Origin of the sequence: Nostoc sp. DedQUE02, from assembly GCF_034531035.1 — a bacterium.
Classification (GTDB): domain Bacteria; phylum Cyanobacteriota; class Cyanobacteriia; order Cyanobacteriales; family Nostocaceae; genus Nostoc.
In genome coordinates, this window is record NZ_JAVRBY020000101.1 from 1 (window position 1) to 17,267 (window position 17,267).

14 protein-coding genes and 2 pseudogenes are annotated in these 17,267 nt (G+C 42.5%); 8 read left to right on the forward strand and 8 right to left on the reverse strand.

Going from position 1 to position 17,267, the window contains the following annotated elements; all coding sequences use genetic code 11:
* Together RMX98_RS34480 and RMX98_RS34485 are read right to left on the reverse strand one after the other, a co-directional pair.
* A pseudogene (locus RMX98_RS34480) lies at window positions 1-482 on the reverse strand (ATP-binding protein); the annotation flags it as partial.
* Window positions 483-1,429: 947 nt separating this feature from the next.
* Window positions 1,430-3,430: an NACHT domain-containing protein gene (locus tag RMX98_RS34485; protein ID WP_322681156.1), complete on the reverse strand. Its 2,001-nt coding sequence runs from the start codon at window positions 3,428-3,430 to the stop codon at window positions 1,430-1,432.
* A 500-nt stretch (window positions 3,431-3,930) separates the two neighbouring features.
* Here RMX98_RS34485 and RMX98_RS34490 point away from each other — a divergent pair, with 500 nt between their 5' ends.
* Window positions 3,931-4,182, forward strand: coding sequence for a hypothetical protein (locus RMX98_RS34490; protein WP_322681157.1), 252 nt, complete (start codon window positions 3,931-3,933; stop codon window positions 4,180-4,182).
* Window positions 4,183-4,319: 137 nt separating this feature from the next.
* Here the strand turns inward: RMX98_RS34490 and RMX98_RS34495 are convergent, their stop codons facing one another.
* Window positions 4,320-5,036, reverse strand: coding sequence for a DUF2786 domain-containing protein (locus tag RMX98_RS34495; protein ID WP_322681158.1), 717 nt, complete (start codon window positions 5,034-5,036; stop codon window positions 4,320-4,322).
* A 142-nt stretch (window positions 5,037-5,178) separates the two neighbouring features.
* Here RMX98_RS34495 and RMX98_RS34500 point away from each other — a divergent pair, with 142 nt between their 5' ends.
* The gene (locus RMX98_RS34500; protein ID WP_322681159.1) at window positions 5,179-5,379 is read left to right on the forward strand and encodes a hypothetical protein; all 201 of its coding nucleotides are present in this window, start codon (window positions 5,179-5,181) and stop codon (window positions 5,377-5,379) included.
* A 109-nt stretch (window positions 5,380-5,488) separates the two neighbouring features.
* Here RMX98_RS34500 and RMX98_RS34505 read toward each other — a convergent pair whose 3' ends face one another.
* Complete coding sequence (locus tag RMX98_RS34505) at window positions 5,489-5,998, reverse strand: GNAT family N-acetyltransferase (RefSeq protein ID WP_322681160.1); 510 nt, start codon at window positions 5,996-5,998, stop codon at window positions 5,489-5,491.
* Window positions 5,999-6,750: 752 nt separating this feature from the next.
* Here RMX98_RS34505 and RMX98_RS34510 point away from each other — a divergent pair.
* Both RMX98_RS34510 and RMX98_RS34515 read left to right on the forward strand, forming a co-directional pair.
* On the forward strand, window positions 6,751-7,026 hold the full coding sequence (locus RMX98_RS34510) for a hypothetical protein (protein WP_322681161.1): 276 nt from the start codon (window positions 6,751-6,753) through the stop codon (window positions 7,024-7,026).
* Window positions 7,027-7,092: 66 nt separating this feature from the next.
* Complete coding sequence (locus RMX98_RS34515) at window positions 7,093-7,734, forward strand: HlyD family efflux transporter periplasmic adaptor subunit (protein ID WP_409881870.1); 642 nt, start codon at window positions 7,093-7,095, stop codon at window positions 7,732-7,734.
* 300 nt (window positions 7,735-8,034) lie between these two features.
* Here the strand turns inward: RMX98_RS34515 and RMX98_RS34520 are convergent, their stop codons facing one another.
* Window positions 8,035-8,325 carry a hypothetical protein gene (locus RMX98_RS34520; RefSeq protein ID WP_322681170.1) on the reverse strand — a complete coding sequence of 97 codons (291 nt, stop codon included), beginning with the start codon at window positions 8,323-8,325 and terminating at the stop codon, window positions 8,035-8,037.
* Window positions 8,298-9,125, reverse strand: a complete 828-nt coding sequence (dinB, locus tag RMX98_RS34525) for a DNA polymerase IV (protein WP_322681163.1) — start codon at window positions 9,123-9,125, stop codon at window positions 8,298-8,300. The genes RMX98_RS34520 and dinB overlap by 28 nt, the downstream gene beginning before the upstream one ends.
* Before the next feature lie 236 nt (window positions 9,126-9,361).
* Here dinB and RMX98_RS34530 point away from each other — a divergent pair, with 236 nt between their 5' ends.
* Complete coding sequence (locus tag RMX98_RS34530; RefSeq protein WP_322681164.1) at window positions 9,362-9,667, forward strand: cryptochrome/photolyase family protein; 306 nt, start codon at window positions 9,362-9,364, stop codon at window positions 9,665-9,667.
* Window positions 9,668-9,848: 181 nt separating this feature from the next.
* Here RMX98_RS34530 and RMX98_RS34535 read toward each other — a convergent pair whose 3' ends face one another.
* Window positions 9,849-10,238, reverse strand: coding sequence for a DUF1634 domain-containing protein (locus RMX98_RS34535; RefSeq protein ID WP_322681165.1), 390 nt, complete (start codon window positions 10,236-10,238; stop codon window positions 9,849-9,851).
* 1 nt (window position 10,239) lies between these two features.
* Window positions 10,240-11,076, reverse strand: a complete 837-nt coding sequence (locus tag RMX98_RS34540; RefSeq protein ID WP_322681166.1) for a sulfite exporter TauE/SafE family protein — start codon at window positions 11,074-11,076, stop codon at window positions 10,240-10,242.
* A 571-nt stretch (window positions 11,077-11,647) separates the two neighbouring features.
* Between RMX98_RS34540 and RMX98_RS34545 the strand changes: the two are divergent.
* From RMX98_RS34545 to RMX98_RS34555, 3 genes and pseudogenes are all read left to right on the forward strand, one after another.
* Window positions 11,648-12,409, forward strand: a pseudogene (locus RMX98_RS34545) (D-alanyl-D-alanine carboxypeptidase); the annotation flags it as partial.
* Between the two features lie 786 nt (window positions 12,410-13,195).
* Complete coding sequence (locus RMX98_RS34550) at window positions 13,196-16,741, forward strand: filamentous hemagglutinin N-terminal domain-containing protein (RefSeq protein ID WP_322681168.1); 3,546 nt, start codon at window positions 13,196-13,198, stop codon at window positions 16,739-16,741.
* Between the two features lie 339 nt (window positions 16,742-17,080).
* Window positions 17,081-17,267, forward strand: a 187-nt coding sequence (locus tag RMX98_RS34555; RefSeq protein ID WP_322681169.1) for a helix-turn-helix domain-containing protein, incomplete at its 3' end; no start/stop codon positions are given.

Below are 17,267 nucleotides of genomic sequence, written 5' to 3' on the forward strand. Positions count from 1 at the left end.
TCTGTGGAGAAGCCAACATCTCCGGCTGGGGTTTTTACCTTAAACCCCGTCACTTCTGAATCTAGCGCTCTCAATGCTCCTTGCAGTAGTTCATGGAATTTGTTCGGTTCAGAGATTGTGATTTTCTCCAGGCTTTGGCTTACACGACGGGCAATCGCTAAAAGCACATCTGCAATGTCCACGTCTGTCATTTCTAAGTCTTCACTCGACTCAAAATATACTACGTGGTAGCCTGATTCTTCCAGTTCCACCTGCAACCTAACTAGCTCTGTCGATTTTCCACAGCCGATATGACCAGTGAATAATGTACAGGTCGGTTCGTTCGCTTTGAAGAACGTAATTTTCTGCTTCAGCTTGCCGATGATATCGCCGCCTCTGACTGAGGAAAAGTCAATGTAGTACTTCTTGTCTAAATCTTGATTGATGTACAAAGTCTGGCTGGGGTCAGTTCGTTGGAAAAACTCTAGTAAATCTATAGGCATAAGTAATTTATCAATATTGAATACTTTTTGATAGAAGAATAATTATTTATTTATTTTTGAGATTATTAACGAATCTTTGCCATTACTTAAATTCCTGTACTCAAAGTTTTACTACTGACAAGGCTTTATGCTTACTACACTGACATTAACGCTTTTACGGACTGTGATGCAATTTGACGGTTACGGCAAGTCATACCAAGTTGCGTTCAAAAATATTAGTTTTGACAGGCAGGGGGAGAAATACTACATACATATGATTGCAAATTGGTATCAACAATGCACCACACGTAGAATTCGATTGTTGACTGTAGGTGCAAAACCCTCTTGAGCCACCTGTACAAGAAAAAACTGCCCTGGGGCATGGCCAAAGCAGCGTTCGCAAATAGGGGATTAAATAAAGGACTTTTAAAGCTTGTCCTTGTTTTACACATAATTCGTTTGCTATGTAATATTCTTCAGCTAAAGCTTGGTACTTTATGCAAAAAGAACTAAAAATCTTGAAACCTCTATCCTATATGGATTAGACCGAATACAAATCATGGGGTTGTATTTGTGTGAACCACTGGTTATCACGCATTTGGTCAAGCGCATTACCCCAAGGGAGTAATCGTAAGCTGTGGAGGGCAGTGTGCCAAGGGGCAGAGGTGGGGCGATCGCATAAGGAACTGGGCGAAAGCTCAATCATTACTCTTAATACAAACCAATGCATAAATACAATGAAAGCTGACTAGCAAAACTGCTCATGTCTACAACCTCGTTTCCCGGTAATGACAACCTGAAGTAGTGAAAGACTATTGGGGGGTAAGGAGTTTTGGTATCGGTGCGCTGTGGCAGGCAGGTGCAATTAGTGTTCAGTGGAGAGTTGGGGTGGTGTTCGGTGGGGTGGGTGATTACTGTGGCTAACCAAGGTATTGTTAAATATTGATATTGAATAGCTTCAATCTTCTTTAATCACGCCTAAACTCCATTTGGGCGAAGTGGTCTTGCAGCAACTTGTGGATGAAGCGGTAGCGACCACCGACACGCTGGAGTAACATCCGCTCGGTGCAGTAGTCGAGAAAACGGGCGTAATTCCAGGGGATATAGCCATTGAAGTAAAGAATGAGGCGTAAGGCAAAGTGTTTAATAACAGGTGTTCCACTTCTAAGTATCCCCACCAATAATCCAAAAAATAACCCAAACATTAAGCTAGAAATTAAAGCTGACTTATTTAAACTATTGTTTTCTTGAATTATTTGAATCAAAAAAATTAATATTGTAGAAGGTAAAAAATACAATACTGATAAAGTAAATGTATTTTTAACGCCTTGCAAAATCCCTTGGTTAGGAATAGTTTTAGTTTCTATTGCTAAATTATTAGCTCCCCCTAAAATACTAATAATTAACTCATTTATTAAAAGATAATGAAAAGATTTTATAATTTCAATTGCTTCAATTTTATCTCCGATTAACCCATTAATCAGCCCGATAAGCAGCCCCCAAATAAGCACAACAATCACTCCGATGATGATCCTCCCAGAAATAAGTTGATTAATTATCCCCCAAATTATCCCGATAATTAGCCATTTTTCCCTGGTCTTATTAGAAGATTTTTCAGACTTAATTAAACCTATATTTTCAAGTTGATCCTCTATTATCTCACCAAATAACCCATTAATTAGCCCAACAATCAACCCGATAATCATCCCTCCGTTCAGCCCCTGAAGCAACCATAAAAGACCCAAAGTTACCCTTCCATTCACCCCATGATTAATAACCCTTCCAAGGACAGTAACCTCTCCAGTCACCCCAAAAATCCCCAAAATTACGCCAAAAATCCCCAAAATTAGCCCAGTAATCAGCATTTGTATAACTCCCCAGACAATCAAATTATAAATAATTTTGGGAATTTTACTTCTTAACAAACTAGGCTGCATTTCTTCAATCAAAAATTCTGTTTTCGATTCTTTGAGCATTTGCCCTGCTAGCCAAACGAGCCACATTCGCGTTTTCCTAGCATTGGGAGGTCTGTGCTTCAAATATCCCCTACTATGAATATCTTGTGCCAACACATGTCCTATATAGGCATCTAGCAAATACTGATGACGCTCTGCTGTAGAAGTCAAATGCTGCCATTCTCCAACAGATATTTCTTGAGATACCAGAACAGTAATGCTGAGTAGTAAAGGAATTTTAACCAACTCTAACAAGTCTAAATCGCTACTGATGGTTAACCACAGTTCTCTATATTTGATGCTGGCTAGATAATCACAAATTTGATGGTTGGTTAAAGACTGTAATGAAATAGCTCCGTTTAGTTGTAATTGCGTAGCGTAGTTACTATATTCCTCAATGCGACTACAAACAATTAGATAAAGCGGTCTAGTTTCATTTACTAAAAATTTATTAATTTCATGGACACAAAGTTCCTGACGTTGGGGTTCAACTTCGTCTAAACCATCAAGCAATGGTAGTAATCGGTGATTGTCTACCCACTCTTTACCAACTTTGATTGAGACACCATATTTAGATTTGAGTTCAGTCACCAACCAATCAGTCATAGGTTGTTGGTCATCTTTCCAAAAAGATAAGTTGAATGAAACAGGAACTGGATAATTAGGCTGTTCTTCTGCACGTTTAATTAATTCTTGAGCCAGTTCTAATTGTGTAGTTGTCTTGCCCGACCCTGGCGCACCTAAAATTAACAGTTTACCTGCAACTTCTTGGGAATCAAAAACGGATAAAATAGTTGTACTCTCTGGGAGAGCCTCAGCAGGTTTTAAGCCAATTTTTCTCTCTGCATTCCAAGGTCTTTTTACCTGCTGAAGTTGTAACTCTTTACCTAAATTAATTAGCACAGCATTGTGTAGAGATTGCCTTAACTGGGAAGTAACTTCTGACTTAACTGAGGCTAATAGTATCTGTTCATTCTTTGGTCGCTCCGTATTGCCTACTGGTGTTAGGGGCATAACGATTGCTGCTAAATATAAATGTTTATGCTTGCTACACTTGAGATTAACGCTTTTACGGACTGTGACGCAATCTGACAGTTGCTGCGAGTAAACAATGTACTTGCATGTATGATTCGATTAGTTGGCAGTGAGTGCAAGCTCTTGTAGCCACCAGTACAAGGAAAAACTGCCCTAGGGCATGGCCAGAGCAGCGCTCTTAAATAGAGGATTAAATAAAGGACTTTTAAAGCTTGTCCTTGTTTTACACATAATTCGTTTGCTATGTAATATTCTTCAGTTCAAGTCTTGTACTTTATGCAAAAAGAACTATAAATCTTGAAACCTTTATCCTATAGGGATTAGACCGAATACAAATCATGGGGTTGTATTCGTGTGAACCACTGGTTATCACGCATTTGGTCAAGCGCATTACCCCAAGGCAATCGTAAGCTGTGGAGTCCGGTGTAGCAAGGGGCAGAGGTGGGGCGATCGCCAATTGACTTATTTATTGAAGTAAAATGCCGACCAATGGTCGGCAAAAGACGATTCCTTATGCTATTGGAGTACCAAAATATCGAGTAGTACATCTGTTCCTTCAACGCTGCACCATCACCCAAAATAGCAATCGTAGGCTGTGGAGGGCGGTTGTAACAAGGGCACAGGAGAGGCGATCGCTTATGATAGATGCACTTTCACAAAAATACTCTACTGAGTTATTCACCTCAATAGAGTATATAAATTTACTACTATCACCTTTTATCAGTAATTAGTTTATACTTTGATAACTATTTATACTTCTGTACAAGTACTGCAAATCTTGCCGACAGCGATCGCATCAAGCACTGCATGAGGGCAATCACTCCAAAATCTACTCTTATCACTGCCGCTATCTCCTGATAAGTCTTAATTAACTTGGCAGATAGTGCTGTTGACTGCGACTAACTTGGTGATTAAGAGAGACAGAATCAGCAGCAGATATACCAGAGAAATATCCGTCTTTTGAACCACAATATGGTAGCACCATTTGTTTAACTTTTACATTATTTAGATATGCTTCTAACTCAGATTCCAGTTTTTCATAGAGTGCTTGCACGATAATGGCGGGTACTGCAACTGATTCAGTAGTTCCAGCAATCCCTTGATTTTTCTGTTGATCGCGATTCTCAAGAATCCTACTTACAAGTCTATTAGCAGCACCTAATTTAAAAGCATTTCTAAAAGCGCGATTTCCTACGGCTTGTTTTGCCAGTCGTTCAATAGTTTGTTCAAGATACTCAAACTGAATCTGAGTAGAGACGATATTCACTTTTCGCCCTAAGATAATCATTTTAGACCCGCTATGGTAATGTCTGGTGATTGCAGAGCAGTAATTCCCCCAACAAACACCACTTAGTAAAATAAATTTCCATGAGGTCATGCGTTTGAACTGGCGAACCACTTCTTCTTCTAGTGGTTGAGGTGTCCAATCTTGGAGTGAGGCTATTGATAAATTGTGCCGGGTTAGCATTTCTTGGGCTTTAGCTGCGGCGGCGCTTGCCTCTGCTTCGTTGGAAGATTGGCTAAGTGCGAATAGTTTTCTAATTTTGTCAGCGATTTTTTCTAGTTCTAACACCTGTGTCTGCATTGGTATCACTCAAGCAAGTTTTGAAAGGAAATATCTTTTTTAATATACTTGTGTAAAATAAAAAATGTAGCTAATTTTTATTCATACATAGCAAGCTTTGTAGCAATTATTCCTGCTAAAAACGGATATTCGTGATGAAGCCATGATTACTGAAAATAATGATTCAGTCGATGCAGTGAATGAACTAGTGAGAAAAATCTCTATTAAAGAAACCCAGCTAAAAATAGCCCAAGAATCGAATCTCATTTATGCTGCTGAAGCGTTACAAAACCAACTATCCCAATTACAACAAGAATTGGGAGATAGTTCAGACACACAATTGCAGTCGCTAATGAGCTTGTGAAATGCTTACGACGGTAACTGAAATTCGCAGTATAACGGCTGCGGTCAGAGCTTGCTAAAAAGTCCAACTCAGTACGAGCGGCTTTCTTCAATCCACTGCACCGCAATTGTTAGACATCAGAAATAAATAAACTAACACTTTTACTATCATCAGATAGTTTAATCATTCGCTCAAAGCTTAGTCCTAGTTTTTTGAGCAGCTTTGCTGAACCATAATTGTCCGGTGTAGTGATAGCGATAATACGAGTTAAGCCGAAGGTTCTTCTCCCATACATCATAACAGCAGAAGCAGATTCATAGGCGTATCCTTTTCCCCTGAACTTAGGAAGAAAGGCAAACCCAACATCCACATTCTCCAAGGAATCTCTTTTTATCAAACCGCAAATTCCAATCGAGACGCTCTTCTCCTTTAGCTCAACCAAATACAATCCGAAACCGAGACGCTCATACATAGCGACCGGATTCTTCAAAATATATTCACGAGCATCATCAAGGGTTCTCACACCTTTATCACCAATAAAGCGCAACCACAAAGGGTCATTCAATATCTCAAGAATAAACTCGCTATTTTCAACACTCAGCCGACGAAGAACTAAACGCTCTGTTTCAAGAATTCTCATAGTCGAACACCTTGTTATTGATGTCTAACTATTTATTATATAAACACAAGATAAGACATAATTTATGATTACAAGAAATAAAATAGAGGACTTTTCAAGTGTTCTCCCCTGGTTTATATAGAAGTTTGATATGTAATATTCTTCAACTAGAGTTTTGTGTTTTATGCAGAAATAACGAAATATGTTGAAACTGCCGTCAAACAAGAGTTAAGCGTAAGTATCAACACCATCCCTTCAGTAAGCAAGTCAGATATCAAATGTGTATTTCGTTACATACATTAATTACATAGCGTAAGATAAGTGCAATAGATCCATGAATATAAAAGCCTTCTATCAGACCCGGAAGTTCGATTTGTAATGACAACAAATAATCATTTAATAATGGACGAATACATTCTGGGATAAGAGTATCCATATTTAATAAACCGTATTAGCTTTATTTTTAATCTTGCGCTCCCATTTAATAATAAAACCACCTTTATTGACAAGCTATCTGGCATCACATTCCGCCTACGTGTCCAAAAAGCAATCCACACCCATTCTGCTCTTGAGCGTGACCTCCAGATAAAACTGAAATCGCGCTCAAGAGCAGAAATTTCTTAAATAGTTCGAGGAAGGTTCCCAGTACTGGATGACATCTGCGTGATACCAAATAGAGTACAATGGCGCAAGTGATCGCACGGGGAGAGAAATTCCTTAGTAAATAATCACTTTGATTTGTCTTGGGTTAGTATCACAGCAAAGGTAAGCGAATGAAATACGATATGTTTTTTTTAGCAGCCCTTTTAGCAATCACAGGCTTGCGAGCTATCGTGTTATCCTTTTTTTCTAATTCTGCGGAATCTACTGCTACCATAACTAGCACTATCAAACCTATAGAAGTAAAAACGACCCTGACCAAAAAAGCATTCAGTCTGGGTAAAATCCCCTTGAATGGTACGTTGGAAGCGGTAGAAACCGTTACTACTACCAGCCGAATTATGGGACAGATTAAAACTTTGCCAGTGCAAGAAGGCGACAGAGTATAAGCAGGTCAAATCATTGCCATTATTGATGCCAAGGATATCCAGGCACAACGCAATCAAGCATTGGCTGTGATTTCCCAAGCCCAGACAGGTGTAACAGTTGCGACTGCCGCCGAAACTCAGGCCCTAGCAAACAAAACTCAAGCTCTAGCACAACTCAATCAAGCAGAGGTTCGTCAAGAAGAAGCCGAAGCCAAATTGCAGGAAGCACAAGCACAACTAGCTGACGCTCAGTTAAATCAACAAAGTATGGCTATGCTGAGAAAAGATGGTGCAGTCAGCCTATTACAACTAGATGCAGCCAATACACAAGTAGCATTAATTGAAGCTCGCATTCAACAGGCAAGAGCTGGGATTGAACAAGCCTTACCGGAAATTGAGCAAGCCAAAACTGCCATAAAACAGGCAAGTTTCCAAGTCCACCAAGCACGAGCAGGAGTAAAGCAGGCGCTCTCCCAAGTTCAGCAAGCACGAGCAGAAGTAAAGCCAACGATTGCTAACCTAAACCGCAGCATTCTTAAAGCACCATTTGCTGGAGTCGTCACTAAAAAACATACAGAAGTAGGTGTAATAGCGGGTTTTGGACAACCTTTAGTGACATTGGAAAGTAGCGATCGCTTGCAGTTTAGCGTTATAGTACCAGAGTCAATGAAGTCCTTGGTGAAACAAGGAAGTGTTAACTCAGTTTCAACTATCTCCTTAGCAAAATAGCTGCTTGGAAATATAGTTAGGGATTGCTGAAATTATGAGCCTTTTTTTAGTATGATATCATGTCCGGCTAATCACTTATGATTACCGTATCTGTGCAAAAATCCCAAAAGTCTCTTTCCCCCTGCCCTCTAAATGATAAGTCTTCAACCGGACATGATATGACTCATAGTCCAAAATCGTCAAATGTAGAGTGAAAGAATTTCAGCCATACTTACACTGGTGGAGCATTAAAAAATAAACTACCCCAATTACAACAAGAATTAGGAAATAGTTCAGACACACAAGTGTAATATACCCACGCTAAGATATGATGTTCTCATTCTGAAATAGTGGCAATTGAATGACTTGGGTCTGTTTGGCGTTATCAAGGTTAGACAAGGAAATCCCTAGCAATCTAATACTGCGATTCTCCAAGTCAATCGACTCAAACAGTGTTTTAGCTATCTCAAAAATTGTAGAGAGTTCGCTGATGGGGGCAAGCATTGTCTTACTACGTGTTATCTGGCGATAATCAGAAAACTTGACTTTCAGATTTAATGTGCGTCCTCGCGTTTGGTGCTGCTCTAGCCGTTGCTCAACAATTTGGGCAATCTGGTCGAGTTCTTGTAACTTTGTCCGACATCGTTTAAGTCTTGTGCAAACGAGGTTTCTGCACCAATGGACTTGCGAACCCGATTCGCCTCAACTGGGCGGTCATCTTCTGCTCTGGCAATTTTGTAGTAATAATTCCCTGCTTTCCCAAAATGGTGTGTTAACTCAGTCAGCGATCGCCCTTTCAAATCTGCGCCAGTATGAATGCCGAGCGAATGCATCTTAACCGCCGTCACAGATCCAATGCCGTGGAACTTTTCAATCGCTAGCTGTTCTACAAAGGCGATCGCTTGTTCTGGCAAAATCACCGTTAGTCCGTTGGGCTTGTTCTGCCCTGATGCCATTTTTGCAAGAAACTTGTTAATCGACACACCTGCGGTTGCTGTCAACTGAGTTTCCTGGAAAATTGCAGTTTTGATGTGTCTTGCGATAGTAGAAGCGTGGGGAATGTTTTGCTTATTCTCAGTAACATCAAGGTATGCCTCATCTAGTGCAACTCCTTCCACTAAATCAGTGTAGCGTTTGAAGATAGCGTGGATTGCTGCGGAAATCTCTCGGTAAACGTCGAATCTCGGTTTGACAAAGATAAGCCCAGGGCATTTTGCGAACGCAGTTATTGAAGGCATGGCTGAGTGAATACCAAACTTCCTCGCTTCATAACTGGCTGCTGCAACCACGCCTCGTTGATTGGGGCTGCCACCGACTACTAACGGTTTGCCTCGGTAACTAGGGTTATCCCTCTGTTCCACCGATGCGTAAAAAGCATCCATATCAACGTGAACTATTTTCCTCGTCTGCATTGTTGTTGAAGTATTACCATTTCTACCAAGCGGCGAGAACGACTATTTTCTGGTAAATTTGTGATTCAATCTGGATATTTGAGAAATTTCTCACCACAATAGTACATTAGCACTAGCGCTTTTGGGCTTTCATCAGTTTTTTCATTGAGAAAGTTTTTGTAACAATAGCATTACACTTGATTGAGTAGCATTTTGTCATCACGTTGCCAACGCACGGATTGAGAGGGAGCAAGAGGATGACCATTGGTATTTGGGTTCTCGGAGATCAACTTTGGGCTGGGCAGTCAGCGCTAGAGAGTTGCCTACAACAACACCAACAGACTCCTGTGATTTTTATCGAATCTCTTGTCCATGCAGGGCAACTTCCTTATCACTTGCAAAAACTGGTATTGGTATGGTCAGCTATGCGTCACTTTGCTGCCGAATTGCGATCGCTTGGCTTCCCAGTAACATACACTCAAAGCCAAGATTTCAATACATCTTTACTCCAATGGATTGAGCAATACCAAATTACCGAACTGCGGGTGATGACTTTTGGGTAGGGAGGGACAACAACCGACAATTATCTAGCCACGCGACAGGTGGAGGTATGGTTGCTCCTATTTGGCGTGATTTTATGCAGAAGGCACTCAAAGATATACCAGTAGAAAACTTCCAGCCACCTTCTAATTTTCCTCGTCCGAAATCAAATTAAAAATGTTCTAAGCTCCCTCGGCGATCTATCTAAAAATTTCCTCCAATGAGACTGTAAATCAGCCCAGCCAGTACAATTAGAGTCACAATTACATAGGTATAATCTTTGAGTCGGACAAAGGCTAACAGAGAAAAAACCACTCTCATAACTGGAGTAGCAATCAGTAGCAGTAGTCCTAGTTGAATAATGCCTCGGTTACGACCTGATAATATTGATGTTTTTACCCCGGCTGGAGTGCGAAACTCTGCTGGTTCTCCCCGAAAAAACTGGTAATTAGGAACCTCAGTCCCGTGGCGAATTAAGTACAAAATTCCACCCGTTAGAACCAGAACGGTAGCAAGGATGACCCCGACTCTTAACAGATTGCCAATAAATTGCTCAAAACGCTGCTCAAACTTAGTACGTCTGTTTAGAACCATTTTAAAGCCTCCCAGTTAGACCTTTGTAGATCATTTCCAGCGCCAGTACCAAAATCACACCACTGAAAATATTTCGCAAAAGTTGTACCCTGGCTCTGACAAGTACTCGCGCCCCCAATACAGCACCACACAGTACTCCCAACATCACTGGCATTGCTAATCCGGGGTCGATATAACCTCGGTTTAGATATATTCCTGCACTAGCAGCTGCTGTTACTCCAATCATGAAATTGCTGGTAGTTGTGGAAACTTTGAATGGAATATGCATTATTTGATCCATTGCCAGTACCTTGAGCGCTCCCGAACCAATACCTAGCAAGCCAGAAAGTACACCAGCTATAAACATTAGCCCAAATCCGAAGGGAACACCACGCACGTTGTAAGATTGTTCTCCCGTGGAAGTTGGATAAGTACTATTTAGCTTCAAGCGTGTTGCCAGGGGATCTGGCGGTAAATTATCGATGTTTTCGGAGTAGGGTTTACGAGATAGGTATGCACTATAAAGTAAAACAATCCCAAACACAATAGCGATCGCTCCAGTAGAAATCTTTGCTGCCACAACTGCTCCAGCTACAGCGCCAAAGGTTGTTGCTATTTCTAGGAACATCTCTAGCCGTATATTAGTGTAACCTTCCTTTACATAAGCAGAAGCTGCTCCACTAGATGTAGCAATCACAGATACTAAAGAAGCACCAATAGCATAGTGGAGATCCACTCCACAAACTACAGATAGGAAAGGAACAATTACTACGCCACCACCCAAGCCTGTCAAAGCTCCTAAAAATCCAGCACTCAAGGAGCCAAACCATATTAATAGCGAAAAATCCAGAGTATTCAAGGTTTATTCTCCACTATTTGGTTTTATGGGTTAATACACCAATTAGTTTCACACTGGTTAGTTGGTTTTACTTTATATTTTTTCATTTCTAAAAACAAATATTTTTTCTGATTATTTTAATCACAATTTTTAATCATATTGTATATATAAGCATTGAAAAAACTGTCAAAGTGACAACTTGTTTATGGTCTATTTCACTAATTTTTTATCAAGTTTATAAAACAGATATTTAACCAAATAAACTACTGTAAAGCTAGCGAAATATAGTAGTTTTGTGAACGTCATATTTATGCCATAACTTGGTCATAACTCTGTCATAACTATGTCACAGATGGCTGTTATCTTGTGGATGTTTTCTTAACAAATATTCTCTACATTCAATCGAATATGCTCTTTTTTATAATCTTAAGTACAGTTTGCAGTAAAGCTGGTGAAGTAAATCTAAGTAAAAGTTTCTGACCAATCGCATCTTATTGATGAGGCTGATTCATAAGAATTGACAAGTCGAATTATAAGACGAAAGAATTTAGCATAGCAAATAACGTAATCCCATATTAGAGAGGAATAAATTATGCTTGAGTTATTAGGTTCAGGCTTAGTAACACTGTGGCTACAAAAAGCTGGAATCCAAATCAATTATTTAGATGCTTTAGATGCACTAGCTTGGCAAATTAGTCCTAGCTTGGTTCTTGCCTCAGATCCAAATCCATCTGGAAACACTACAGTGCAAGAATATCTTTAGAAGCTAATAACATCAAAACTGATAGCACAGAATTTGAAAGAAAACCAAGAGATTTGGATACAGTCAGGGCCAATGCTTATGGCTAATCACCAAGGCACAACACCTCTGCCAGCTGCCTCTTTAACCAAAATTGCTACCTCATTAGTTGCTTTCAAAACCTGGGGGCCAGACCACCAATTTGAGACTTTGGTAAGTGCCACTGGGCCGGTAGTAAATGGGGTATTGGAAGGTGATTTAGTCATAGCTGGTGGTGGAGATCCAATGTTTGTTTGGCAGGAAGGAATAGCTTTAGGAAATACTCTCAATCAAATAGGCATCAAACAAGTAAAGGGAAATTTGGTAATTACTGGTAACTTCGCCATGAATTTCCAGCGTTATTCATTCTTGGCAGGTCAAATGCTCAAACAAGCACTAAATTATGCCAGATGGAACCGCTCTGTTATTTTCCAATACTCAACTATGCCCAAGGGAACACCAAAGCCACAAGTGATAATTACGGGTACTGTTAAAGTAAATTTACAATCTACTCCCCAACAAACTTTGTTAGTGCGTCACCAGTCTTTGCCTTTACAACAACTGATCAAGGAGATGAAAAAGATAAATCATTTGTATCAGAATTTTCGTGAATTGGTATGAGCAGAGTCGAAAGGAGCCGAACGGGAGCAAGGGAAAAAATGATGCGTATGTTGCCGAGGCTTGCTGTATCCACCAAACCTCCACCGTCCAAAAGGCACGTGCAACCATCCGAAAAGGATGGTTGCACAACAGCACCCGCATAGCGATCGCAAATTTACAATTGTAAAGATATAATTTTTACTCCTTCTTTCTCAAGAAAGATATTAATGTTTAAAAAATCATTACTTTGGAGTTAATAGCTTAAAAAAATTAGCGTCAATCAAACCCAAACTAAACCTCTGCATAAGATGATAAAAGCTTATAACTAAGTTATTAAATCTTAAATCAGCAAAAGTCTTTGATAAATTCGCACTTATTGAGCATTTTCTTTGTTGACAAAAGTACGAACAATATGAAGCGATCGCACCATCTTGATAACCTTGATCTGCCAACAGTAAAATTTGCGCTCATTTTAAAACACAAGCAGAATTTTTACCTTTTTTAGTTAGATCCACTAACTGCTGATGTTCTTCTTGAGTTAGGTTAACAGTATATTTAGCTGACATAGTGTGATAAGTGCTTTTTAGACTATATTCACACTTAAAAGCTCACCTGTCAAAATAAAATTGGTTGACTAGTAGTCATGCTAATTTACTTATTTTGTCTGGTCTGATGCAGTCGATTCTTGTATACTTGGCTTAAGTGATCGCACCAAAAGCCGTCCTTACCGATTGATCGCAACAATGGCATGAAGGTAGCAAGATGAACCGATCGCACTTAAAAGCCTGGGTTTTGACGGTCAATATCGTGAGTGCATTGCTCTGTGCCCAGTCGAGCGCGGCTCAGGTGATTCCCGATGGGACGCTACCTGTGGGAGAGCGATCGCAAGTTTCTGGCAACCCCAACGTTCAAATTGATGGTGGGGCAAGGCGAGGCGGCAATTTGTTCCATAGCTTTAGCCAATTTTCGATTCCCCTGGGTGGATCTGCCTACTTCAACAATGCGGCTGATGTGCAGAATATTTTCAGTCGGGTTACGGGTGGGTCAATCTCGAACATTGATGGCTTAATTCGGGCAAACGGGACGGCAAATCTGTTTCTACTGAACCCCAATGGCATTTTGTTTGGGCCCAATGCGTCACTCAATATTGGCGGTTCGTTTGTGGCGACGACTGCGACTGCCATCGGTTTTCCCAATGGGGAAGTGTTCAGCAGTGATGCGACGCAACCATTACCCAGTCAATTGCTGAGGATTAATCCCAATGCATTGTTTTTCAATCAACTGGCAGTGCAGTCGATTATTAACCAATCAACTGCAAACAACGGAACAGGATTACAGGTGCCAGCAGGACAGAGTCTATTGTTAGTGGGTGGCAATGTCCAATTAGAAGGTGGGCAAATCACAAGTCCCGGTAGCCGAGTGGAGTTGGGTGCCGTTGCTGGACAGGGGATAGTGGGGCTGAGTGGAACGGCTGGGAATTGGCGGTTGAGTTTTCCAAATAATGTAGCACTCTCAGATGTTGCTCTTAGCAACAGTGCTCTTATCGATGTTCGTGCCGGGAGTGGCGGGAGTATTGGCGTTACCGCTCGGAACTTGAGCCTGAACCAAGGAAGTAGACTTCGAGCGGGAATCAACGACGGGTTGGGCTTTGCTGGCGCTCAAGCGGGTGACATTCAGCTCGATACGACAGAAACAATAAACCTAGCTGATAGTAGCGAAATCCGCAACGAAGTGCGTCCCGGAGGTACGGGTAATGCAGGCAACATCAACATCACCACCGGGTCGCTTTATCAGACCGATGGTGGTGTAGTGTTTGCCAGAACTTATGGACAGGGAGATGCAGGCAGTATAAATATCAATGCCCGCGATACCGTTTCTTGGAATGGTAATCGCACGGGTGTAGGCAATATCGTGGATCAAACTGGCATCGGTAACGCTGGTAGTATCAACCTCACTACAGGGTCGCTTTCTCTGATCAATAATGCTGAACTATCTTCAGTCACAAGAGGACAGGGAAATGCAGGCAGTATAAATATCAATGCTCGCGAGCGAGTCTCTATTGATGGTAACGGCACTTATGTATTCAATTACGTGGACGGAAGTGGCATCGGTAACGCTGGCAGTATTAACATTACTACAGAGTCGCTTTCTCTCACAAGCGGTTCTCAACTGATTTCCTACACGGCTGGACGGGGGAATGCAGGTGACATAAATATCACTACTAGAGGGTCGATGTATCTCCAAGGCGGTCAACTGAGTTCCTTCACATTTACAGAAGGAGATGGAGATGCTGGGAATATAGCGATCGCGGCGGGTTCCCTCTCAGTGACCGAGGCAGGACAATTCAATGCCCTTACCTTTGGACAAGGAAGAGCGGGTAATGTCAAAATTGTGGTTCGCGATGCCATCTCCTTCGATGGGGTGGACAGCGATGGCACAGCGAGTGGTGTGCTAACCGGAGTGGAAGACACCGCATCGGGGCAAGGGGGCGACCTGAGCATCACGGCAGGTTCTCTCTCGCTGACCAACGGGGCAATACTGAGTGCTCTTACCTTGGGACAGGGAAGTGCGGGCAATATCAACATCACCGCCCGCGATGCCGTCTTGCTAGATGGGAGCGCTACGGCGGGCACTGGCATCTTCGCTACGGTAGCAGATACCGGCGTGGGCAATGGGGGCGCTATCAACCTCAGGGCTGGCTCACTGTCTATTATCGGTGAAGCTGCCATAGCTGCTGATACCAATGGACAAGGACAAGGGGGCAATATCAATCTCGATGTCAAAGGCACCCTCTTGCTTAGTGGCGGCAGGACTGCGCCAACAGGAGAATCGAGCCGCATTACCCTAGGGGTGCAGCCCAAAGGAAACGCTTCTGGCGGCGACCTTCAGATCAAGGCGGGTTCTCTGGTGCTGACCAATGGCGGTCTGATCAAAGTCAGCACTCAGGGTCAGGGAAATGCAGGCAATATCGACATCAGGGCTGATAGAACCGATATCTCTGGCAGCGTTCCAAGCAGTGGCTTGCCCAGTGGTTTGTTTACCAGTAGCGATACCACTGGCAATGCTGGTGATATTACCATTAATACTCAGACCTTTCGGATTGCAGATGCAGCCGCCTTGAGTGCCCGCAGCCGAGGCGATGGAAAGGGGGGAGATATCACCGTGAATGCCGCCCGCTCCTTTGAGGTAGTCAACGGCGGACAACTGATTACCACCACCTTCGGACGGGGAAGTGCGGGTAGTATTAGCGTGAATGCAGCAGACCAGATCGCGATCGCAGGTAGCGATCTGAATTACGCTGCTCGCCTTGCCAAATTTCCCAATCCCGTTGATCGATTAGTTGCCAACGCCATCAGCGAAATCGGTGCAGCTAGCGGTTTATTTGCCAACACTGAATCTAACTCTACAGGACGCAGTGGAAATATCCAGATCAGTACGAAAACCCTCAATATTCAAAACCAGGCAGAAGTGACGGTCAGCAGTTCGGGTACTGGTAGCGCAGGTTCTTTGTTTGTGGATGCCGATCGCATCTTTCTCAATAATCAAGGCAGCATTCGAGCCGACACATCGGGGGGTGGAGGCAATATTAATTTGCGATCGCCCCTGATTCTCTTACGCAATGGCAGCAACATTACAACGAATGCTACTGGAGCCAACATTCCTGGCGGCAACATTGGGATCGATACGCGTTTTTTGGTGGCGGTGCCGAACGAAGATAGCAACATCAGCGCCAACTCTGAAGACTTTCGCGGCGGTAATGTTCGCATCAACGCCTTTTCAATCTTTGGTATCCAGCCCAGTTTGGTTTCCACCCCTTTGAGTGATATCACGGCAACGGGTGCAACCTCTGCGCTGAGTGGCACGACCAATGTGAACACCGCAGGCATTGACCCAACTTCTGGATTAGTCGCCTTACCCACTGACTTTGTAGACTCGTCAGGGTTGATTGCCCAAGGTTGTCCTGCCAATCAAGGGAATTCTTTCGTGATCGGCGGTCGCGGAGGCTTGCCGCCCACACCGGAACAGCAATTAGATGATGATGCCAACTGGCAAGACCGGCGCAGGCTGGTTGCAAATCAGCAAGTACATGGGGGAGGACAAGGGGACACGAAGACTGCTGCAATTCTTAATTCTCAACTCTCAATTCCCAATTCTCCTCCACTTCCCCACACCCCCATCATCGAAGCTACCGGATGGCTGATAACTCCTACTGGAGAAATCTCGCTGATTGCCAGTACTCCTGACCCAACGATGCAGAATCGGTTGAAATGGTCAGTCGTTTGTTCACAAGGGGAAAGCAGTAAATAGTGCTGAGTTCCGAGTGCTGAGTGCTGAGTTAAAAAGACCACCCACGAGGGGTATCAACCAATACAGTTCAGTTAAGCTTTTTTTTCTCCCCCTGCTCCCGAAGCCTCCCCTGCTCCCCCTGCCTGCCTTAACAGATAAATTTGCTTAACTGAACTGTATTGGCCCACAAAGGGCGAGGCATTTACCAAGTGCAAAAGTACTGAGTACTTCTTAATTTACTCAGCACTCAGGACTCAGGACTCAGCACTCAGTACTGAATCGGTAAATAACTTACAGCAATTTTCAGGTAATTGAACCACAGACTCCAGATAGACTGAAAGGATAGCGTTGTTTAAATAGATGCCAGTATCTTACTCAAAGGATTTGCGTGAGCGTGTGATTATGGCGTATCTTGCAGAAGAAGGGTCTCAACGCCAGTTAGAGCAAAGATTTAAGGTCAGCTTATCATTTGTGCGAAACCTACTGCGTCAGTATCGGACAAATGGGCAAATCGAGGCGAAACGACGTGGAGGGTACCAAAAGCCGA